This window comes from Thioalkalivibrio sp. AKL7 (assembly GCF_000381705.1).
In the GTDB taxonomy this organism is placed as follows: Bacteria; Pseudomonadota; Gammaproteobacteria; order Ectothiorhodospirales; family Ectothiorhodospiraceae; genus Thioalkalivibrio; species Thioalkalivibrio versutus.
In genome coordinates this window covers 596,029-617,190 of the sequence record NZ_KB906947.1, presented here as the reverse complement: position 1 = coordinate 617,190, position 21,162 = coordinate 596,029, and the positions used below count along the sequence as shown (strand labels likewise).

Genomic DNA, 21,162 nt, shown 5'->3' with positions numbered 1-21,162 from the left:
CCAAGGAAAAGGCCTGCTTTCGCAGGCCTTTTCCTTTTTCAGGTTCAGCTGCGCAGGTGGCGCCGTGGGGCCATGGCGGCCTTTACCGGGGTCCGGCGCGCGAACGGCTCGGGTTCGTGGTCGTTCACGAGCCGGGCCAGGGATGCGGCGGGAAGCGGGCGGCTGCACAAGTAGCCCTGCCAGGCATCGCAGCCCTGCGCGGCCAGAAACGCGCGTTGCGCCTGGGTTTCAACTCCCTCGGCGAGCACATCCAGCCCCAGGTTGTGGGCCATGTCGATGATGGTCATGGCCAGCTCGGCGTCGTTGCGGTCCTCCGGCAGGTCGCGCACGAAGGTCTGGTCGATCTTCAGGATGTCGATCGCGAATTCCTTCAGGTAGGCCAGCGACGAATACCCGGTGCCGAAGTCGTCGATGGCCAGTGCCACGCCCAGATGCTTGAGCTGTTGCAGGGTGCCGCGGGTCGTGTCGGCCTGTTCCATCAGGGTGCTTTCGGTGAGCTCCAGGGTCAGGCGCTGCGCGGGGAGTCCGGATTCGTTCAGCACCTGGCGGAGCTGATGGAGCAGGCCCGGTGCGGCGACCTGGCGGGCCGACAGGTTGACCGAGACCTCCAGCGGCGGCAGGCCCTGACGATCCCATTCCACGACCTGGCGGCAGGCCTCGCGCAGGACAAAATCCCCGATGGCGGTGATCAGGCCCGTTTCCTCGGCCAGCGGTATGAACACGTCCGGCGCGATCAGGCCGCGTTCGGGGTCCCGCCAGCGCACCAGGGCCTCGATCCCGGTGATCTTCCCGGATGTCATGTGTATCTGAGGCTGGTAGAACACTTCCAGTTCGTTCTGGACCAGGGCGTGCCGCAGCCGGTTCTCGATCTCCAGGCGCTGGTTGGCGGCATCGGTGAGGGCGGTCCGGTAAAAGCGGAAGGTGTTGCGCCCGGCGTCCTTGGCCTCGTACATCGCCGCATCCGCCTGGGTGAGAAGCTCACCGGCTTCGGTGGCGTCCTCCGGGAACAGTGCAATACCGATGCTCGCGCCTACCTGCAAGTTGGTCCAGCCGCCGACGGCAAAGGGTTCGGCTATGAGCTCCAGAAGCTGGCGGGCGCGGGCCTCGAGCTCTTGATGCTCTGCGGCGTCGTCGATTACCGCGATGAATTCGTCGCCCCCAATCCGGGCCACGGTGCGAGCCTTGAAACGAGTCTTCAGGCGCTCGCCCAGGATTTGCAGGAGGTCATCGCCGACGCGGTGGCCGAGGCTGTCGTTGATGTTCTTGAAGCGGTCCAGATCCACGAACAGGATGGCCACGAGGCCTTGCCGCTGGCGAGCCTGTTGCATGGCCTCGTCAAGGTGCTCCTGCAGCAGCGTGCGGTTGGGCAGTCCGGTCAGCGGGTCATGCCCGGCCTGGTACGCCAGGCGAGCTTCGTGTGCGCGCAGGCGGCCCTCCGCCGCGCGGCGTTGCTCGACCTCCAGTGAAAGCCGCCGCGTCAGACGCCGGTAGTAGAGCGCAGCCAACCCGCTCAGCAGCAATAACCCCGCCATGAAGCCGAGGAGGACCTCCGGCCGGGCCTCCCAGTAGGCGCGCAGGCTGATTGCCACGGTGCGGTCGTAGGGCGGGTAGCCGAGTTCTTCCAGGAGTTCGTGTACCGCTGCGTAGGACAACGGGGCCGACCAGCCGTGGTAGCCGCCTTCACGCGCCGCGGGGTGATCCGCGGGCAGGCTCAGCAGGGCGATTGTGACGGCTTCGGCCAGTTGGTCAGGGGTGTGTCCAAGACGCGAGAACGGCCATTCAGGGTAAAGCCGGGTGGAGTGGGCAAATGGAAACCCCGCTGTCTTGCGGGGCGCCAGTACGCGCAGGGTGTCGGCGGGCAGGTCGCCCGATTGCAGCCGTTCCTCCAGCACGCCGGTGCGCACCATGCCGGCGTCGGCCTCGCCGGTTAGCAAGCCCTCGAGCACCCGGTAGTGGGGCATGCCCGTGTAGTGAACCGACGCCAGGTCCTCGAACGGATCCACGCCAGCGTTGCGCAGGGCCCCGTAACCGGCCAGCCAACCGCCCAGAGAGTCTTCTTCCACCGCCAGCAACCGTTGCCCGCGAAGGTCGTCCAGTGACTGGAGGTCATTGCGTTCGTCGAGGACCAGGATCGTCCCGCCAAACTGACGAATGGGCTGGCCTTGCTCCTCGGCGATGAGGGTGGCCAGGCGGGTGATGCCTTGTTGCGCCTCCAGGCGCACGTAATGGCCGGTGTTGGTGAGGACGAAATCGACGTCCCCGGTGGCGACGGCCTGCTCCAGGTCCGGATAGTTAAGTGCCTGAATGCGAAATTCGGCCGCGTCGACCTGCGTGCTCAGGTAGTCGGCTGTGGGTTGCCACTGGGCCGTGGTCTCTTCGGCATCGCGAAAGGCCAGCACGCCGATGGTGTATACGCTGGCGCCGTCACTGTCTGCCGCCATTGCGGGGGCGGCAACGGACAGGCTGACCAGCAGGATCAGCAGACGGGGCAGGGTGGATGGATGGCGCATCGGCAAGAGCCTACTATGCGAAGGGACTTGCCGTACACGTTGGGGCGCGAACGGGCGCTGGGATACCGGCTCGCGGGAAGGGGCGGTCACGCGGCGCGCCTGGCCGCCGCGTGACCGATGGGACACGCTACCAGCTCTTGTAGGGCAGGAATTTGCCGTTCCAGGTGATCTTCACACGGTCGCCCTTGGGGTCCTCGACCTTGTCGATATCCATGGTGAAATCGATGGCGCTCATGATGCCGTCACCGAACTTTTCGTGGATCAGCGCCTTCATGGTGTCGCCGTAGACGTTGATCGCCTCGTAGAAGCGATAGAGCACCGGGTCGGTGGGGATGGTCTTGTCCCAGGTCTTGTGCGGGAAGGCCTGCAGCGCCTGCGAGACCTCGGGGCCGAGGCCGAGGAAGGTCGCCAGCTTGTCGGCCTGGTTACCCTCCAGGTGGTTCATGCCGTAGCAGGCGGAGGTCACGTAGACCTCGTGCAGCCCGGTGGCCTCGGCGATCGCGGCCCAGGTGGTTCCGCGGTTCTCCTTGGCCTCGAGGATGGTGGTGGTCATGGCGCTCTTGCTGAGACTCATTACTGTGCTCCTTGAATGCGATGGATGGACTGGGGGTCAGACCGCGCGAACCATGCGCGGACCGGGTTCCGGGTTGGCCTCGGGCTTGGCCGGGTTGACGATGCGCGGGCTGTGGCGCGGGTTGTCACCGCGGGCGGCGCCCGCCTGGGCCTTGGCCGACATCTCCTTGGCGCCGTTCACGAGGAAGTCGACCAGGTGGTTGCGGATCGGGTAGTAGGCCTCCTGCTGATGCAGACTGGCGCGCTCCCGCGGCCGGGGGATGTCGATCTTCACCGACTCGGCGACCTGGGCATGCGGCCCGTTGGTCATCAGCAGCACGCGGTCGGCAAGCAGGATCGCCTCGTCCACGTCGTGGGTGATCATGAACACGGTCTGGTGGGTCTCCGACCAGATCTTCAGCAGCTCCTCCTGGATGACCCCGCGGGTCAGGGCGTCCAGGGCTCCGAACGGCTCGTCCATCAGCAGCAGCTTGGGTTCGATGGCGAAGGCCCGGGCGATGCCGACGCGCTGGCGCATGCCGCCGGAGAGTTGCGAGGGCTTGCGGTCCATGGCGTGGTCCAGGCCCACCATGTGCAGGTAGCGCTCGGCGTGTTCCAGGCGTTTCGCCTTGCTCCAGTTCGGCCAGCGGGCGCGCACCGCGAACATCACGTTGTCGCGCGCCGACAGCCACGGCAGCAGGCTGTGGTTCTGGAAGATCACGCCCTGGTCGAGGCTGGGGCCGGTAATCTCCTTGTTGTCCATGATCACGTTGCCGTCGGTCGGTGTGGCCAGACCGGCGAGCACGTTCAGGATGGTGGACTTGCCGCAGCCGGAGTGACCGATCAGGCAGACGAACTCGCCCTTGTTGATGGTCACGTCGACGCCCTCGAACACGGTCATCAGTTCGCTGGAGTCGGGCTGCGGGAAGCGCTGGCTCAGGTTCTCGATTTCGAGGAATCCCTTGCTCATGATAGGTCTCCTGGTTGGGCTGCGCCGACTCAGTCGGCGTAGCGCACGAATTTGGTGGCCTGGGCGAGGGAGGCATCCAGCAGGAAGCCGACGATGCCGATCATGATGATCGCGAAGATCACGCTGGCGAGATCGAGGTTGTTCCACTCGTTCCAGATGTAGTAGCCGATGCCGGTGCCGCCCACGAGCATCTCCGCGGCGACGATGACCAGCCAGGCGATGCCGATGGAGATGCGCATGCCGGTGAGGATGGTCGGGGCCGCGGCAGGCAGGATCACGGTGAACGCGGTGCGCAGGTTCGACAGTTGGTGGGTCTTGGCCACGTTCAGCCAGTCATTGCGCACCGAGGCGACGCCGTAGGCGGTGTTCACGAGCATCGGCCAGATCGAGCAGATGAAGATCACGAAGATCGCCGACATGTTCGAGTCGCGGATCACGAACAGGGCGAGCGGCATCCAGGCCAGGGGCGAGATCGGCTTGAGGATCTGGATGTACGGATCGAACGCCTTGTTCAGCAGCGGCGACATGCCGATCACGAAGCCGAGCGGGATCGCGATCAGCGCGGCCAGGGCAAAGCCCAGCAGGACCCGGTAGATTGAGTAGGCCAGCTGGATGCCGATGCCCTTGTCGTTCGGGCCCGCGTCGTAGAACGGGTTGCTCAGTTCGCTGAAGGCGTGGCTGAACACCTGGGTGGGGGCCGGGATGCCGCTGCTGGAACTGCGATCGGTCCCGCCCCCCATCAGTTGTTCGTATTCGCTCAGCTCGCCCTGCTGCGGCGCGAGGACCTCCGGGGCGGTGGCCAGCTGCCACACGCCCAGGAAGACCACGAGCATCACCAGCGAGAGGACGGTCGCCCGGAAGTTGAGATTGCTCAACATGGCTTAGCTCCTGCGGATGTCGAAGCTGTCGAGATAGCCTTCCGGGTCGGTGTAGTCGAACACCTTCCCCATGATCTCGAAGTTCTTGTAGGTGTCGCTCGGCGCTTCGTAGCCCAGCTCGGTCATCACTTCGGCGCACTCGCTGGCGAGGAAGACGTCTTCCGCCAGGCGGTTGTAGTCGAAGTCGCGATCCACATAGCCCCAGCGCTTCATCTGGGTAAGGATCCAGGTAGCCATCGAGTGCCAGGGGAAGGGGTCGAAGTCGATCCGGTGCGGGTCGTTCTTGACCTCGCCCAGGCCGTCGGCATAGCGGCCGGTCAGCACCTGTTCCACCACCGATTTGGGCTGGTTGAGATAGGCGCGCGGGGAGATGGCCTCAGCGATCTCGGCGCGGTTGTTGATATCCGAGCTGTACTGGGTGGCCTCGATCAACGCGCGGAACAGCGCGCCGAAGGTGTTCGGGTGCTCGTCGGCGAAGGCGGCCGAACAGGCGAAGGCGCAGCACGGGTGGCCGTCCCAGATCTCCTTGGTCAGCATGTGAATGAAGCCGATGCCGTCCCAGACCGCGCGCTGGTTGAAGGGGTCGGGGGCCAGATAGCCATCGACGTTCTCGGCACGCAGGTTGGCGACCATCTCCGGCGGCGGGACGACGCGGATGCTGATGTCGCGATCCGGATCCAGCCCGTGTTCCGCGACGTAGTAGCGGAGCAGGAAGTTGTGCATCGAGTACTCGAAGGGCACGGCAAAGGTGAAGCCCTTCCAGTCCTTCGGATCGCGCTTGTCCTTGTGCTTGTTGTGCAGGGTGATGGCCTGGCCGTTGATGTTCTCCACCGCCGGCATGATGTAGTGCTCGCGCGAGGAGCCGGAGCCCAGGGTCATCGACAGCGGCATGGGCGAGAGCATGTGCGAGGCGTCGTACTCACCGGACAGCGACATGTCGCGGGCCACCGCCCAGCCGGCGGTCTTGATCACGTCGACGTCCAGGCCATGGCGCTCGTAGAAGCCCATCGGGTGGGCCATGATGATCGGCGTGGCGCAGGTGATCGGGACGAAGCCGACGCGCAGCTTGGTCTTTTCCAGCGGGCCACCGTCCTTGATTGCGGCCTTGACCTTGTCCAGCGGCAGGATGGAGCCCAGGGCCGCGGCCACCGTGCCGCCCCCGATCATCTGCAGGAAGCGGCGGCGGTTGATCTCGTTGTGGCCGAACATGCCGCGGACGATGGCGCTTTCCACGGCGCGATCGACCATGGCCTCGTCGCTCAGGTCTTCGCCGTTGGTGTGGGCGTCGGCCTGAACGGGCTCATGGGTGGCGCGTCGTTCCAGTTTTTCTTCCAGGTCCGGGGACGCGGTGTCGAAGCAGCTGCAGCTGCCGGGACCGGTGTGCCCGTGGCGGCAGCTGGAGCCGTGGCGCAGGTCGGCGTTGGCGTCGAAGGGATCGTGAAGACTCTTGGTCGGCATGGTCGGCTCTCCTCGTGGGTCGAATCGATGCGGGCATCGTTGCCGCGCATGTCGAGGGTCATTGCAGGTGCCATGCCAAGCGTGGGGAATGGGCCGCCAGGGCGGCGCGCGAGTGCCGGGAGATCGGACCATTGGTCGACATTGTCGACGAAGGGGACAAAAGGTCCGCTGGTGTCTGAGTGGTGGGCCTAAGTGGTTTCTATGCCGAGCTTTTTCAGGCGATAGCGCAATTGCCGCGGGGTCAGGCCCAGGTCCATCGCGGCGCGGGTCTTGTTGCCCCCGGTCTGCTCGATCGCGCGCTTCAGGCGCTCCGCCTCGGTGGCGTGCACGCGCTGATATGGGCGCACTGCGCTGGTGCAGGGCGCGCCGGAAGAGGGCAGGGTTCGGGGCTCGTTGTGCCGCGATGGTGCCGGTGCACGCTCGTCGCGGAGGCTGTACCTCTCGCCCTCGAACGGGCTGATGCGGGATTCCTCGTGCAGGATCTCGTCGATCAGCGGCGTGCCGATGCGGCCGTCCGTGGACAGCAGCACGGCGCGCTCCAGCACGTTCTCCAGCTGGCGGATGTTGCCGGGCCAGTCGAAGGCCTCCAGGCGTTCCAGCACGCCCTCGTCGACGACCACGTTCCAGCCGTGCAGGTGGGTGTAGCGGTCGAGGAAGTGGCGGGTGAGCAGGCGGATGTCGCTGGCGCGGTCGCGCAGGGCCGGCATGTGCAGCGGGATCACGTTCAGGCGGTAGAACAGGTCGAGCCGGAAGTTCCCGGCGTTCACCGCGGCCTGCAGGTTCTGGTGGGTTGCGGCGATGATGCGTACGTCCACCGGGAGATCGCGGTTGCCGCCAATGGGCTGGACCAGCCGTTCCTGCAGTACACGCAGGATCTTCGACTGCAACGCCTCCGGCATGTCGCCGATCTCGTCCAGAAACAGCGTGCCGCCGTCGGCCAGGGCGATCTTGCCGGTCTTGGCGCTGGAGGCACCGGTGAAGGCCCCCTTTTCGTGGCCAAACAGTTCGGATTCCAGCAGGTCCGCCGGGATCGCGGCGCAGTTGATGGAGATGAACGGCTTCGCGTTGCGCTGGCTGATCCGGTGGACCATGCGCGCGATCTTCTCCTTGCCAGTCCCGGAGGCCCCGGTGATCAGGACGGTGGCCTGGGTATCCGCAATGCGGTGGACCTGCTTGAGGACGTGCCGCAGGGCCGGACTCTCGCCGAGGATGCCGTACTGCCCGCCCTGGGTATCCAGGGCACTCTTGAGGTAGCGGTTCTCCGAGACCAGCTCGGCGGTGCGCTCGGCGATCAGCTGGTGGATGCGCAGCACCTGGCCGATCATGCTCGCGATCACCCGCAGAAGGTTCAGGTCGTCCTGGAACTGGCGCGAGCGGCGTCGCAGCCGGTGCACACCCAGCACGCCGATGGCGTGTTCGTCCTGGACGATGGGCACGGCGATGTAGGCGACGGTCTCCTGCGGCAGGGTGGAACGGTCAATGGCGCGCGCGAGGTATTCGGGCTCGTTGTCGATGTCCTGGATCAGGGCGATCTGGCCGGTCTTCATGACGCGCCCGGTGACACCCTCGCCGAGGCTGTAGCTGCCGCGGTCGCGCTCGGCATCGGTCAGGCCGTAGGCGTGGCGGATGCGCAGCTGGCCGCTGTTCGGATCCGGCAACAGGACCCGGCCGCGGTTGAGCCCCAGTAGCTGGGACATCATCCCGAGGATGCGGTAGATCGCGGCATCCGGGTCGCCGGAGCGGCCCATGAGCTTGGCAACCTCCAGCAGCAGGGTGATCTCCTGCTCCCGGGTGGCCAGGTCCGGTGGGGTCGAATCGGATATGCGGTGGAGTGCCATGCCGTGGGTTATGCAGAAAGCCTGCCAGTGCGGAAACGACGTGTTGGTGGGGCGTTCGGAGGCGTCTGGCCGGGTCGGGGTGACGCGGTTGCCTCGAGGCGGGGCAGGGCCTTGCACTGTTGGGTCGCGCTTGCCCGCTTTGCGGGCGCACAAAAAGGCCCGGCCAGGAACGGCCGGGCCCGGGCATGGCCTGGAGGGATCAGCCCTCCGCGTGATAGCTGCTGCGCTTGATCAGGCGTACGCAGATGGCGTCGAGCATGTAGCCGATGATGCCGATGACCAGGACAAATGCGGCCAGTTTGTCGTACTCCAGGGTGTCGCGGGCATCGTTGATGGCGTAGCCCAGCCCCGAGGTGACGCCCAGGTACTCGGCCGGCACCAGTACGATCCAGGCCACACCCACCGCCAGGCGGATCCCGGCGAACACATCCTGGGCGATCGCGGGCATCACGATGTAGCGCAGGGTGTGGTACGGATTGGCGCCCAGGTTGTTGCCCACCTTGAGCCACATCGGATCGATGCGTTGCACCCCGTGCGCGGTGGCGTAGGTAATGGGCCAGACGGCCGCGATGGCGATCAGGAAGATGATGGCCGCATCCCAGGTGGCGAAGGCCAGTACCGCGACCGGCATCCAGGCCAGCGGCGAGATCATCCGCAGGAACTGGAACGGGACGTGGGTGACCTGCTTCAGCGTCAGGAAATAGCCGATCATTACGCCCAGTGGCACGCCGATGGCAATGGCGTAGGCCAGGCCCCAGCCCACGCGGTACAGGCTGGACTCGATCGGCGACCACACGGCCCCGGAGCTGACGATGTCCCAGAAGGCCGCCAGCGTGGGCCCGGGGGCGAAGCTGGCGAAGGCCATCGTGTCCTCGTTGTTGCCGATGGCCCAGCCGCCCCAGTACCACAGGGCGAACAGGCCGGCGATGCCCAGTGCCGGGTACTGCAGCGCCCGGCGCGCTTGGTCCGCGAACCGCAGCACCGGCATGAGCCGCTCCACGGTCGCGGTGTCGACGGAGAGTGTGGCTTCGCGGTTCATAGGACCACCACCTCCTCGCGGGCATAGGGCGAATCCATGTCCACGCCCGGGGCGCCCTGCCAGGCGGTGTGTTTTTCCATCGCCTTGCGCACGAAGTCGTAGTTCACCAGGTCGTCGGTGACGAAGTCCGGGTCCAGGCCTTCGAGGAAGGTGGTGTCGCCGCCGACCAGGGTCTCGTTCATGGCGCCGACCAGCATCTTGGTCGCGGACGGGTAGGGCCAGGGCGAGAAGTCGATGCGACCGTTCTCCCATTCGGGGTGACGGATCGCGCCGCTGTCGGCGTAGGTGCTGTCGTCGTGATAGTTGGTCATCGCGCGTTCCACTACGTTGGCGGGCATCGGCAAGTAGCCCTTGCCATCGCGCGAGAGCATGGTGGCGACGCTCTTCTTGTCCTGCTGGATGGTGCCCTGGGCGCGGACCACGGCGTTCATCACCTTCTGGGTCCACTCCGGTTCGCGGGTGGTCAGGCGCTCGTTCATGCAGACCACGCAGCAGGGGTGGTTCTTCCAGATATCGCCGGTGAAGCGCAGCACGTTGCCGCGCGCCAGCAGTTCGCCGGCGGCGTTGAACGGCTCGGCGACGATGTAGGCATCAATGGAGCGCGCGGCCAGGGCCGGCGGCATGTCCGGCGGTGGCATGAGCATCAGGTTGACCTCGTGCGCCTCCAGGGCATCGCCCTGATCGCGGATCACCGGCGTCAGGCCGGCATCGCGCAGGGCCATCTGCATGACTACGTTGTGCATGGAATACCAGTAAGGCACGGCCACGCTCTTGCCGCCGAGGTCGGCGAAGCTCTGCACGTCGACATGGCGGCCGGTCACCACGGCCGAGCCGTTGGTGTGGGCCCAGGACATGATCTTCACCGGGAAGTCATTCTGGTAGCGCATCCACAGCGGGATCGGCTTGAGCAGGTGCACCAGGTTGAATCGGTTGGCGGCGAAGGACTCGATCAGCGGCGACCAGCCGCGGATCAGCTGGGGATCGGCGACCTCCAGTCCTTCGTCCTCGAAATAGCCCTCGGAGTGGGCGACCAGCAGGGCGGCCGCGTCGGTGATCGGGATGTAGCCGATGCGCACGACGCCGTCGAAGTCGCTGACGACGCCTTCGGGCTCTTCGAGGCTCCCGGGTTCGGCCCCGAACAGGGAACCGGGCAGGGCAAGCCCGCTCCCGGCCAGGCCGCCGACGGCGGCGGTACGCAGGAAGTTGCGACGGGAGAAGCTGCGATCCAGCAGCCGGTCCAGTTCGCTGTCGATGTCGTGGTGGTTGTCGCAGTTGCACATGGTGGCGGTTCCTCGCTTGGGTTCGGGGCAGTGGGGTGGTGGATCAGGCGGCGCGTACGCGCGCTCGGGATTCGGATGAAGAAGACTCGTCTTGTTCGCTTCCGGTATCCGGCGTCGGGGCTTCGGCCTCCGCTGAACCCTTGTCAGCGGCCGGGGTGCGGGTGGCGCCGAAGTAGCCCATCAGTTCGGCCTTGCGGTCGACGAAGGCCTGGCTGTTGCGATCGCGCGGGTGGGCAATGTCGATCGGCAGTTCGGCGGTGATGGTCCCCGGGTTTGAGCCCATGACCAGCACGCGGTCGGCCATGGCGACGGCCTCTTCGATGTCGTGGGTGACGAACACCACCGAGATCCCGCGTTCCCGGGCCAGGCGGGTGACTTCGTCCTGCAGGGCGACGCGGGTAAAGGCGTCCAGGGCCGAGAACGGTTCGTCCAGCAGGAGCAGCTCGGGGTCGGTGGCCAGGCTGCGGGCCAGGGCGACGCGCTGTTGCTGACCGCCGGAGAGCGACTGCACGTTGACCTCGGCCTTCTCGCTCAGACCCACGGTCTCCAGCAGCTGGTCGATGCGTTCGCGCATGTCGGTCTTGCGGCCCTGGAAGATCAGGCCCAGCGAGGCGTTCTTGCGCACCGTCATCCAGGGGTAGAGCGAGGGCTTCTGGAACATCATGTTCCAGCGCGGGCTCGGCTTGATGACCTGGTGGCCGTTGATTCGCACGCAGCCTTCGCTCGGCAGCAGGAGCCCCGCGAGCATGTGCAGCAGGGTGGACTTGCCGCAGCCACTCTGGCCGATCAGGGCGACGGTCTCGCCCGGTGCGACGGTGACCTGGATGTCCTTGAGCGTGGGGGCTTCCTGCCCGGGATAGTGGTGGGTGATGTAGTCGATGGAGATGGCGGCGCCCATGGCGTTTCCCTCTTGACCTTCGTTCATGAGCCGCCGGGTGGATCGGATCGGCGGCGCGTTCAAGGGGGTTCCTTACAAGGGGCGTGCCAAACCCGTCGTGTTGCCCGGGAATTTCGTCCGGACCGGGGGCGAAACGGCGCGCTGGTGCGCAATACAGGGAGCGGCGAACGAGGCATCGCAGAAGCGGGGGGATCCGGCGCGGGGGGCAAGAAGTGGACAATCCGGACAATGCGGACCAATTCGAATGGACAAAGCGGACGCATTGTCCGACGGGGGATGGGTTGGATTCGGGTGGGCCGGCTGGAAATGGCTTTGTGGTGCGGTCCGCACGGTTTTGGCACGGCTTCTGCACCGGGATGGACGACCCGGTCGAATGCCGGGGATCCACGAATCCCAACTATCAGGAGCACCACCATGTCTGCAGCCGAAGCCACTACCTCCCTGTCCATCAACGCCCTGGAGCCGATCGACCAGGATGGCCTCAATAACCTCGCCGCCAAGGGCAAGGCCAACCCCGAGAACATCGTGACGCTGAAGGCCACCACGGTCTGCGAAGGCAAGTTCCGCAACCTGACCTTCGTGCGCGACCTCGAGGCCCACGTGATCGACGAGCCGCCGCACCTGCTGGGCGACGACACCGCGCCGAACCCCTCCGAGGCCGCGCTGGCCAGCTTGGGTGCCTGCCTGTCCGTGGGGATGCACGCCAACGCCATCGATCGCGGTATCACCCTGACCAAGCTCGAGCTGACCCTGGAGGGCGACATCAACGTGACCGCCGTATGGGGCGTCGGGGATACCGATGTGAACAAGCACCTCGGCTTCTCCGATATCCGCGTCAAGGCGAACCTGGAAGGGGATGCCAGCGAGGAACAGCTGAAGGAGCTGGTCGCCCATGCCGACTTCTGGTCGCCGGTGGCCAACACCATGCGCAACCCGGTCAAGCTCAGCGTCGAACTGGCCTGATTCCGGTCCTGCTGCCCAACGGGAGTAAACCCCAATGCTTGAAACCCGCACTCACGACGTGACGGGGGTGTCGCCGGCCGCAGGGCCGGCGGATGCCGATGCCGCGCTGCAGGCGCTGGTGGAGCGCGATCTGGCTCCGCTGACCGCCCGTATCGACCGCGAAGGCCTGTACCCCGAAGACTTCCTGCGCGAGGCCGGTCGCCTCGGCGCCTTTAACCGCCACCTGGCCAGCCAGAACGCCAGCGGCACCACGGATATTGCCAGTGCCATCCGCGCGACCGAGGTGATCTCGGCCGAGTGCATGACCACCGGCTTTGTCGCCTGGTGCCAGAACGCCTGTGCCTGGTACGTGGAGAACAGTGCCTCGGACACCCTTAAGCGCGAGGCCCTGCCGAGGCTGGCAAATGCCGAGGCACTGGGTGCCACCGCGCTGTCCAACCCGATGAAGTGGTTTGCCAATATCGAGGACCTGAAGCTCTCCGCCGAACGTGTGGACGGCGGTTATGTGGTCTCCGGTGCGCTGCCCTGGGTATCCAACCTGGGCGAGGACCACTACTTCGGCGCGATCTTCCGCACCACCGGCGCGAACCCGCGGCCGGTGATGGCGCTGATCAACTGCTCCGACCCCGGGTTCAGCCTGACGGCCTGCCCCGAGTTCACCGCGCTGGAGGGTTCGCGCACCTTTGGCTGCCATTTCGATCGCGTGTTCGTGCCCGATGAGCACGTGCTGGCCGACGCCCTGCCCGAGTACATCCGCCGGATCCGACCGGGGTTCGTGCTGCTGCAGATGGGCATGGGGCTGGGGCTGATCGATGGCTGCATCCAGACCATGCGCGAGGCCAACGAGACGCTGGCCCATGTAAATGGCTATCTGGATGACCAGGTGGGCGAGCTGGAAGAGGCACTGGAGGATGGTCGTTCGGCCTGTTATGCCTTGTCGGAGACCCCCTTTGATGAATCCGAAGGCTTCTTTGCCGATGTGTTGCAGATGCGCCTGACCGGTTCCGAGCTGTCGCTGCGCGCGTCGCAGTCGGCATTGCTGCATGCCGGGGCCCGGGGCTATCTGGCGAATGCCGCCGCCCAGCGCAAGCTGCGCGAGTCGTACTTCGTGGCCATCGTCACCCCGGCGATCAAGCATCTGCGCAAGGAGCTGGCGCGGATCCACGCGCACTAGTCCACCACCCACGGTCGGGGCCTACCGGGGCCCCGCACCGAACGAAGGAATCGTCATGCTGGAAACCACTACCCGACTGGACCCCGAGACTGCGGTCGCGACCCTGAAGGAGGCGATTGACGCCCAGGGGCTGAAGCTGGTCTCGCACATCAATGGCCAGGCCAATGCCGCGAAGATCGGGGTCGAGGTCCCGACCGACCAGATCCTGGAGATCTTCCACCCGAGCTACGCGGTGCGTGTCTGGGAGGCTTGCAAGCCGGCCGGCATCGACATCCCGTTGCGCATCCACGTCTCCGGCGATGGCGAGATGCTGCGCGTCAGCGCGCGCTCCGCACGGGACGTGTTCGCGCCGTGGGCCAACCCCGATCTGGACGCCATCGGGTCCGAACTGGACCCCAAGCTGAAGGCCATTCTCGATGCCGTGGAGGCCGCGTGATGAGCACCGAAACCGACGAGTTCAAGCGCTATATCTGCAAGGTCTGCGGGTATATCTACGACGAGGCCAAGGGCGACCCGGATTCCGGTCTGGCCCCTGGGACCCGCTTCGAGGATATCCCCGACGACTGGTACTGCCCCGACTGTAATGTGACCAAGGCGGATTTCACCGCCCTGGAGCCGCGCGCCGAGACCGCGGACGCCGGTGCCGTCGCGATGGCCTGGAGTGCCGGAGCCGGCGCGGCCGATCCGGATGCGGTTGTAATCGTCGGCGGCGGCATGGCGGGCTGGGCCCTGGCCGAGGCCCTGCGCGAGCGGGATCCGCGGCGCACGATCCGCCTGCTGACTGCCGATTCCGGTGATTACTACACCAAGCCGCGGATCTCCAATGCCTTTGCCCGGGGCGTTGCGGTCGCGGATCTGGTGGAGGAGACTGGCGTGGCGCGAGCGGCCCGGCTCGGCATTGACCTGATGCCGTTTGTCCGCGTGCTCGATGTCCAGCGGGCTCAGCAAAAAATCATCACCGCCCGTGGCGGCGTGCCGTACGGCCAGCTGGTGCTGGCCACCGGGGCGCGTCCGCGGCAAATGGCGTTCCCGGGCGGGGCCGGGGCGCCGTTGTCGGTGAACACGCTGGAGGACTACCGCGCGCTGCGTGCGGCCCTCGAGGCGCAAGCCGGGTCACCGGCCCATACCCGTGTGGCCATCATCGGCGCCGGCCTGGTGGGCTGCGAGCTGGCGGACGACCTGGCGGCCGGTGGTTATCCGGTGTCTTTGATCGAGTGTGCGTCGCGGCCGCTGCCGAATCTGCTGCCCGAGTCGCTGAGCGACGATCTGGAGAAAGCGCTGGCGGACCGCGGCGTGCAGTGGCACACCGAGGCGACCGTCGAGCGCATCGAACCGGTTGCGGAGGGGGCGACCCGTCTCGTCCTTGCCAGCGGCGAATCGGTAGAGGCCGAGGTGGTCATCAGCGCGCTCGGGCTGGTGCCCAACCGCGAGCTGGCCGAGCGGATGGGGCTGGCCTGCCACGCGGGCATCGAGGTGGACGCACTCTTGCGCACCACCGACCCGGCGGTCTTCGCCCTGGGCGATGGTTGCGAGTTCGATGGCCAGTTACGCCCCTACGTGGAGACCCTGCGCGGGCAAGCGGCTGCACTGGCGCGCACGCTGTCCGGCGAGCCGACGGTGTACCGGCCGGATGCCGGGATCGTGCAGGTCAAGACCGGGAGCCTGCCGTTGAACGTCTGCCCGCCGCAGACGGATGGGGGCGAGTGGGTGGAGATCTCGGGCGACGGCGAAGGGCGTCACCTGGAGTATCACGCCGACGCACGGCTCGAGGGGTTTGCCTTGTCGGGTTGCCATGCACGCCAGGCGCGGGACCTGGAGACGCGCCTGGGCGAGACGGTGGCGGATACCCGAGCCCGGCTGGCGTCCTGAGGCGCGTGGCCCGGCCGGGGCCGGGCCCGCGGGGGCGCGGCGATGCGGATCAGAGGGTTCGGGTCATATGACCCCGTCGAGGCGCAAATAGCCGATCAGGAACAGCACTGCCAATACACCGGCCAGGGCGTAGAGCCAGTTGGATAGTGTGGGGTTGTCGGGGCGGCTGAAGAAGGCCGCCCACAGCGCCAGCAGGATCAGGACGAAAAAGAAGAACAAAAAGCGCATGCGTCAGGCTCCTTCGGGGACAGCGTAGGGCAGTTCGACGACCTCGGCCTTGGCGCCGTCGGGTGCGTCCCAGCGCAGTTCGCCCTTGGCGGCCGCGACCTGCAGTACCGCCAGGGCGGAGTACAGCCCGTCCGGGTGCAATTCGGCTGCGACGATCTCGCCGTCCGACTGGTCCGGGTTGCCGCCGGCCTGGAATACAGGCGAGCCGGGTTGGGGTGGAGTCTGAGTATGGATCGCCAGGCGGAACATGCGCCGCTTGAGCTTGCCCAGGTAGTGCATGCGTGCCACGACCTCCTGGCCCGGATAGCAGCCCTTCTCGAAGCTGACCGCGCCCAGGGCATGCAGGTTGAGCATCTGCGGCACGAACTTCTCGCTGGTTTCCTCCACCACGGTGGGGACCCCGGCCAGGATGTCCAGCAGTGCCCAGTCGCGCGGGCCCACCGGGGCCGCGTGGACGTTCAGGCCGTCCCACGCCTTGCGCATGGCGTCGATCTCGCCGAACAGCTCGAAGCGCGGGTGCACCCCGGGTACCCGGACCACGGTGACGCCGTTTTTCTCGACGACCTCCTCGACCTCGGCGGGACAGACACCCAGCGCGCTTTGCAGCTCCTTCTCGGCATCCGGCCCGGAGCAGCCGAAGTGGATCCGCGAATCCCCGGCCTGTTCGATGATGACGTTCGCGCGCAGCACGAACATCTGCAGGCGCTTGGCCACCGGCTCGATCCGGTCTGCGGGCATCTCCAGCAGGTAGCCGTCGCGGGTACGCAGCACGCGGAATACGGCGTAGGCGCGGCCCTTGGGACTGGAGTAGCTGGACAGCTGGCTGTGTTGCGCATCCACCGCGCGGATGTCGTTGCCGAACTGGCCCTGCAGGAAATCGGTGGCGTCGTCGCCGCGAACCTCCAGCAGGCCGCGATGGGAGAGGTCGCAGATCACCTCGCCGTTAACGGCCATGCGGCGTTCACGCTCCGGGTTGCCGTAGTGCAGGAGGTCGTCCTCCTCGAACTCGGCGCCGGCATCGATCAAGTGGTTTTTCCAGTCTTCGCGCATCGGAAATCTCCCGTGGAAGCGCTCGCTGTCGTCCGCCGTCGGGCTCGATTGGCTATCGGTATCCGGGGCGCACGGCCAGGGTTTGAGGTGATAAGCTGAACCAAGCGGCTCGATAGTAGACGAACCATTTGCAGGGTGTCAGCCCTGTTTTCTTCTCTTCCCAATGAAGGGGGTGGCATGACTCGGCAGGGACGTCCCGTCTTTCTGGATTTGCGCAAGATCCGACTGCCGCTGAATGCCGTGGTCTCCATTCTGCACCGGATTACCGGTGTCTTCCTGATTCTGTCGATTCCCGTGCTGCTTTGGCTGCTGGACCGCTCGCTGGCCAGCCCCGATGGCTTCGCCCAGGTCGTGGCGGTCATTCATCACCCGATCGGCCTGGTGGCGCTGGCACTGGGGCTTTGGTGGCTGCTGCATCACCTGTTTGCCGGGATTCGCTACCTGTTGATGGAATTCGGCATTGGCGAGGATCGCGCGGGCTCGCTGCGCACCGCGCGCGATGCCCTCTACGCGGGCATCCTCGGCACCGTGCTGGTGTGGCTGGGGCTGGTGCTGTGAGGCTCCTGAGCGGACAGCGCGCCTGGCTGCTGCAACGCATCACGGCGGTGTACGTGGGCGTGTACGTGATCCTGGCCCTCGGATTCTTCGTGCTGGCCGCGCCGGCGGATCATGCCGCATGGCTGGGCGTGGTCGGGCACCCGGTGGTGGGGTTGCTGACGGCGGTGTTCGTGCTGCTGTTGCTGCTGCATGCGTGGATCGGGCTGCGCGACGTGGTGATGGACTACGTGCATGCGCCCGGCATGCGGCTCCTGGTGTTCGTGCTGGCCGCCGGCGGGCTGCTCCTGACGGGGCTGTGGGCATTTTTCATTCTGATTCGGGCGGGACTGGCATGAAGGGACTGGCATGAACGTGGCGCGACGCAAGTTCGACGCCTTGATCATCGGGGCCGGCGGGGCCGGCCTGCGCGCGGCGCTGCAGCTGTCCAATGGCGATGCCAAGGTCGCGGTGGTCTCCAAGGTGTTTCCCACGCGCTCGCACACGGTGGCGGCGCAGGGCGGGGTGAACGCCGCCCTGGCCAATGTGCTGCCGGATTCCTGGCACTGGCACATGTTCGACACGGTGAAGGGTTCGGACTATCTGGGCGACCAAGACGCGATCGAATACATGTGTCGCGCCGCGCCCAAGGTGGTCTACGAGCTGGACCACTTCGGCGTGCCGTTCTCGCGCCTGGACAACGGCACCATCTACCAGCGCGCCTTTGGCGGGCAGAGCCAGAACTTCGGTCAGGACCAGGCGGCGCGCACCTGCGCCGCGGCGGACCGCACCGGGCACGCGATCCTGCACTCGCTGTACCAGCAGAACCTGCGCGCGCGCACCCACTTCTTCGACGAGTACTTCGCGGTGGACCTGCTGCGCGACGCGCAGGGCTACGTGCTGGGCGTGCTGGCGTTCGAGATCCTGACCGGCGAGCCGATCGTGATCGAGGCGAAGACCACCCTGATCGCGACCGGCGGGGCGGGACAGCTGTTCCGCACCACGACCAACGCGCTGATCAACACCGGTGACGGCATGGCGATGGCCCTGCGCGCCGGGGTGCCGCTGGAGGACATGGAGTTCGTGCAGTTCCACCCGACCGGCATCGCCGGGCGCGGGATGCTGATTACCGAGGGTGCCCGCGGCGAGGGCGGGTTCCTGATCAATTCCGAGGGCGAGCGCTTCATGGAGCGCTACGCCCCGCGGGCGAAGGACCTGGCCTCGCGCGACGTGGTGAGCCGCTCCATTGCCACCGAGGTGCGCGAGGGACGCGGCTGCGGGCGCAATGCGGATCACGTATTGCTCGACCTGCGCCATCTGGGCGCCGATACGATCATGCAGCGCCTGCCGGGGATTCGCGAGACGAGCATGACCTTTCTCGGGGTCGATCCGATCGAGGCGCCGATCCCGATCTTCCCGACCTGCCACTACAGCATGGGCGGCATCCCGACCAATCGCTTCGGGCAGGTGGTGGCGCCGGAGAAGGATACGCCGGAGGACCCGGTCCCCGGGCTGTACGCGGCCGGCGAAACGGCCTGTGTATCGGTGCACGGGGCCAACCGCCTGGGCGGCAATTCACTGCTCGACATCCTGGTGTTCGGCCGCGCGGCGGCCAATCACATCCTCGAGTACCTGGCCGAGAACCGTTACCACCGCCCGCTGGACGAATCGGCCGTCGAACAGGCGATGGCGCGGCTCACGCGCTGGGATCGCAAGGACCCGGGCGATGGCTCCGCCGAGCAGGTCGAGCCGCTCAAGCGCGAGCTGCGCAAGGTGATGGAAGACCACTGCTCGGTCTTCCGCACCGACGAGGTGATGCGCGAGGGCGTGGAGGAGGTCCGTGCGTTGCGCGAGCGCCTGAACCATGCGGTGATCGCGGATCACTCCAGCACCTTCAATACCGCGCGGGTGGAGGCGATGGAGCTGGAGAACCTGATGGACTGCGCGATCGCGACCATCCGCTCCGCGCTGGGGCGCGAGGAAAGCCGCGGCGCCCACTCGCGGATCGATTTCCCCGAGCGCGACGATCAGCACTGGCTCAAGCACAGCCTGTACTCGCTGGCGGATGACAGCCTGGACTACAAGCCGGTGCGGACGCAGCCGAATACCGTGGCCTCGTTCCCGCCCAAGGAACGCGTCTATTGATGGCTCGAGGCGACTGCAGGGAAGGATCGTAGGATGCCGATGAGCGCAGCGAATCGCATCACGAGGTGGGTGGTCCCACCGGGATCGGTGCGTTTCGCGATGCTCAACGCACCCTACGACGCAGATGCGCTGGTACAGGTTCGTGGGATGCGGATGAGTGCAGCGAATCGCATCAGGGGGCATGGCAGCGCGCGCGTTCAACCCTGGGCATTGTGCCCAATGGGCGACGAGCAATGAGCAACCCTGCCGAACCGGTACCCGAGGCATGGCTGCGCGAGCGGCTCGAGGTGCTGCTGACGGAGCTGGATGCCGCGCTCGCGGGCGCCGCCGATAGCGGCGCGACCGTGGAGCTGGACCAGCAGCGCACCGGACGGCTCTCGCGGATGGACGCGCTGCAGGGCCAGGCCATGGCCAAGGCGAGCCAGCTGCGGCGCGAGGCCCAGCGTGTTCGTGCCCGCCGGGCGCTGAAGCGGCTGGAGGAGGGCGAGGGCGGACTGTGCATCGACTGCCTGGAGCCGATGCGCGCTCGCGGCTGGAGATCGACCCGTCGGCCGAGCGATGCATTGCCTGTGCCGAGGCGCAGGAACAGGATTGATTGGGGCTTACCGACGCGTGTGACAACGGTGGCCGCGGTCACCGACAGGAGATACCGATGGAGTTCTCGATCTACCGCTTCAACCCGGAAACGGACACGCTGCCGAAGATGCAGCGCTTCAGCCTGCCCGATGACCAGGTCGAGCCCGGGATGATGCTGCTGGATGCCCTGCTTCTGCTGAAGGAACAGGACGACTCCCTGGGCTTTCGCCGCTCCTGTCAGCACGGGGTGTGTGGCTCCGACGGCATGAACATCAACGGCACCAATGGCCTGGCCTGCATCACCCCGTTGGCGGGTCTGGACTCACCCGTGACCCTGCGCCCGTTCCCGGGCATGCCGGTGATCCGCGACCTGATCGTGGACATGGACAACTTCTGGGAGCAATACCGCAAGGCCGAGCCCTGGCTGGTCAACGACAGCCCGGAGCCCGAGGTGGAGCGCAAGCAAAGCCCCGAAGACCGCGAACAACTGGACGGGCTCTACGAGTGCATCTTGTGCGGCTGCTGCTCCGCTGCCTGCCCATCCTACTGGTGGAACCCGGACAAGTTCCTGGGGCCGGCGGCGCTTTTGCAGGCCGCGCGCTTCATCCACGACAGCCGCGACGAGGCCACCGAGCACCGGCTGGAACAGCTGGATGATGCCTGGAAGCTTTATCGCTGCCATACCATCATGAACTGTACCCAGGTGTGCCCGAAGGGCCTGAATCCGAGTCGCGCGATCAGCGACATCCGCCGCAACATGCTCAAGAAGTCGCTGTGATCGGCGCGACCCCCAACGGTTGTTCCACCCCCGTAGGAGCCTGCTTGCAGGCGAAGCCCCTGCCCGCGTCCTGCTTTGGCAGGGGCATTCGCCTGCAAGCAGGCTCCCACAGGGGGCCTGGACGGGTGTTTGGGTGATGGAACCCGATAACCGGACACGCTGGCGCTGCCGCCGCGGCATGCTGGAGAACGACTGGCTGCTCGGCCACTTTCTCGCGCAGGGATATGCGCAACTGGACCAGGAGGGTCGCGATGCCTTCGAGCGCCTGCTCGATTACCCCGACAACGTGCTGCTGGATGTGGTCATGGGTCGCCAGACCACGGTGGACGAGGGGATAGCCCGTCTTGTCCCGGCGATCCGCGCCGCCACTCAGGCTTCGGCTCCGGCCTGACCCGGTTCTTCCCCGGCTCGCGCTCGCGGGC

General features: G+C 66.5%; 20 protein-coding genes and 1 pseudogene. 10 read left to right on the top strand and 11 right to left on the bottom strand.

Annotated features, from left to right (window positions below):
* Positions 1-44 precede the first annotated feature (44 nt).
* The 9 genes from G315_RS0102800 to G315_RS0102760 form a co-directional block, all read right to left on the bottom strand.
* Entirely contained in the window at positions 45-2,510 is a 2,466-nt protein-coding gene (locus tag G315_RS0102800) for a bifunctional diguanylate cyclase/phosphodiesterase (RefSeq protein WP_019611885.1), read from the bottom strand.
* 127 nt (positions 2,511-2,637) lie between these two features.
* Entirely contained in the window at positions 2,638-3,084 is a 447-nt protein-coding gene (gene cynS, locus G315_RS0102795) for a cyanase (protein WP_019611884.1), read from the bottom strand.
* Positions 3,085-3,120: 36 nt separating this feature from the next.
* A complete protein-coding gene (locus G315_RS0102790; RefSeq protein WP_019611883.1) occupies positions 3,121-4,032 on the bottom strand; it encodes an ABC transporter ATP-binding protein in 912 nt (303 codons plus the stop codon).
* 29 nt (positions 4,033-4,061) lie between these two features.
* Positions 4,062-4,910 carry a nitrate ABC transporter permease gene (ntrB, locus tag G315_RS0102785; protein ID WP_018176619.1) on the bottom strand — a complete coding sequence of 283 codons (849 nt, stop codon included), beginning with the start codon at positions 4,908-4,910 and terminating at the stop codon, positions 4,062-4,064.
* A gap of 3 nt (positions 4,911-4,913) precedes the next feature.
* Entirely contained in the window at positions 4,914-6,368 is a 1,455-nt protein-coding gene (locus G315_RS0102780) for a CmpA/NrtA family ABC transporter substrate-binding protein (RefSeq protein WP_019611882.1), read from the bottom strand.
* A 188-nt stretch (positions 6,369-6,556) separates the two neighbouring features.
* Positions 6,557-8,206: a sigma-54-dependent Fis family transcriptional regulator gene (locus G315_RS0102775; protein WP_018145427.1), complete on the bottom strand. Its 1,650-nt coding sequence runs from the start codon at positions 8,204-8,206 to the stop codon at positions 6,557-6,559.
* A 199-nt stretch (positions 8,207-8,405) separates the two neighbouring features.
* Positions 8,406-9,245, bottom strand: a complete 840-nt coding sequence (locus G315_RS0102770) for an ABC transporter permease (protein WP_018145428.1) — start codon at positions 9,243-9,245, stop codon at positions 8,406-8,408.
* On the bottom strand, positions 9,242-10,525 hold the full coding sequence (locus G315_RS0102765) for an ABC transporter substrate-binding protein (protein ID WP_019611881.1): 1,284 nt from the start codon (positions 10,523-10,525) through the stop codon (positions 9,242-9,244). The genes G315_RS0102770 and G315_RS0102765 overlap by 4 nt, the downstream gene beginning before the upstream one ends.
* A 43-nt stretch (positions 10,526-10,568) precedes the next feature.
* Positions 10,569-11,423 carry an ABC transporter ATP-binding protein gene (locus tag G315_RS0102760; RefSeq protein WP_019611880.1) on the bottom strand — a complete coding sequence of 285 codons (855 nt, stop codon included), beginning with the start codon at positions 11,421-11,423 and terminating at the stop codon, positions 10,569-10,571.
* Between the two features lie 414 nt (positions 11,424-11,837).
* Between G315_RS0102760 and G315_RS0102755 the strand changes: the two genes are divergently transcribed.
* From G315_RS0102755 to G315_RS0102740, 4 genes are read left to right on the top strand one after another with little or no spacing between them, the layout of a single operon-like run.
* On the top strand, positions 11,838-12,386 hold the full coding sequence (locus tag G315_RS0102755; RefSeq protein ID WP_018145431.1) for an OsmC family protein: 549 nt from the start codon (positions 11,838-11,840) through the stop codon (positions 12,384-12,386).
* Between the two features lie 34 nt (positions 12,387-12,420).
* Entirely contained in the window at positions 12,421-13,560 is a 1,140-nt protein-coding gene (locus G315_RS0102750; RefSeq protein ID WP_019611879.1) for an acyl-CoA dehydrogenase family protein, read from the top strand.
* Between the two features lie 55 nt (positions 13,561-13,615).
* Positions 13,616-13,996 (top strand): DUF302 domain-containing protein, encoded by a 381-nt coding sequence (locus G315_RS0102745; protein WP_018176625.1) that lies wholly within the window; start codon positions 13,616-13,618, stop codon positions 13,994-13,996.
* The gene (locus tag G315_RS0102740; RefSeq protein ID WP_019611878.1) at positions 13,996-15,429 is read left to right on the top strand and encodes an FAD-dependent oxidoreductase; all 1,434 of its coding nucleotides are present in this window, start codon (positions 13,996-13,998) and stop codon (positions 15,427-15,429) included. The genes G315_RS0102745 and G315_RS0102740 overlap by 1 nt, the downstream gene beginning before the upstream one ends.
* A 63-nt stretch (positions 15,430-15,492) precedes the next feature.
* On the opposite strand, the gene G315_RS14610 is transcribed toward G315_RS0102740, so the two are convergent.
* Both G315_RS14610 and G315_RS0102730 read right to left on the bottom strand, forming a co-directional pair.
* Positions 15,493-15,657, bottom strand: a complete 165-nt coding sequence (locus G315_RS14610) for a hypothetical protein (protein ID WP_018140916.1) — start codon at positions 15,655-15,657, stop codon at positions 15,493-15,495.
* Positions 15,658-15,660: 3 nt separating this feature from the next.
* Positions 15,661-16,707: a folate-binding protein YgfZ gene (locus tag G315_RS0102730; RefSeq protein ID WP_019611877.1), complete on the bottom strand. Its 1,047-nt coding sequence runs from the start codon at positions 16,705-16,707 to the stop codon at positions 15,661-15,663.
* 177 nt (positions 16,708-16,884) lie between these two features.
* Here G315_RS0102730 and sdhC point away from each other — a divergent pair, with 177 nt between their 5' ends.
* The 6 genes and pseudogenes from sdhC (at position 16,885) to G315_RS0102700 (ending at position 21,131) form a co-directional block, all read left to right on the top strand.
* Positions 16,885-17,265, top strand: coding sequence for a succinate dehydrogenase, cytochrome b556 subunit (sdhC, locus tag G315_RS0102725; protein WP_019611876.1), 381 nt, complete (start codon positions 16,885-16,887; stop codon positions 17,263-17,265).
* Positions 17,262-17,600, top strand: a complete 339-nt coding sequence (gene sdhD, locus G315_RS0102720; protein WP_019611875.1) for a succinate dehydrogenase, hydrophobic membrane anchor protein — start codon at positions 17,262-17,264, stop codon at positions 17,598-17,600. The genes sdhC and sdhD overlap by 4 nt, the downstream gene beginning before the upstream one ends.
* A 10-nt stretch (positions 17,601-17,610) precedes the next feature.
* Entirely contained in the window at positions 17,611-19,386 is a 1,776-nt protein-coding gene (gene sdhA, locus G315_RS0102715) for a succinate dehydrogenase flavoprotein subunit (protein ID WP_019611874.1), read from the top strand.
* 233 nt (positions 19,387-19,619) lie between these two features.
* Positions 19,620-19,981 (top strand): annotated as a pseudogene (locus G315_RS13985) (TraR/DksA family transcriptional regulator).
* A 57-nt stretch (positions 19,982-20,038) separates the two neighbouring features.
* The gene (locus G315_RS0102705; protein ID WP_019611873.1) at positions 20,039-20,740 is read left to right on the top strand and encodes a succinate dehydrogenase iron-sulfur subunit; all 702 of its coding nucleotides are present in this window, start codon (positions 20,039-20,041) and stop codon (positions 20,738-20,740) included.
* 136 nt (positions 20,741-20,876) lie between these two features.
* Positions 20,877-21,131, top strand: a complete 255-nt coding sequence (locus G315_RS0102700) for a succinate dehydrogenase assembly factor 2 (RefSeq protein WP_018938539.1) — start codon at positions 20,877-20,879, stop codon at positions 21,129-21,131.
* The last annotated feature ends 31 nt before the right edge of the window (positions 21,132-21,162 follow it).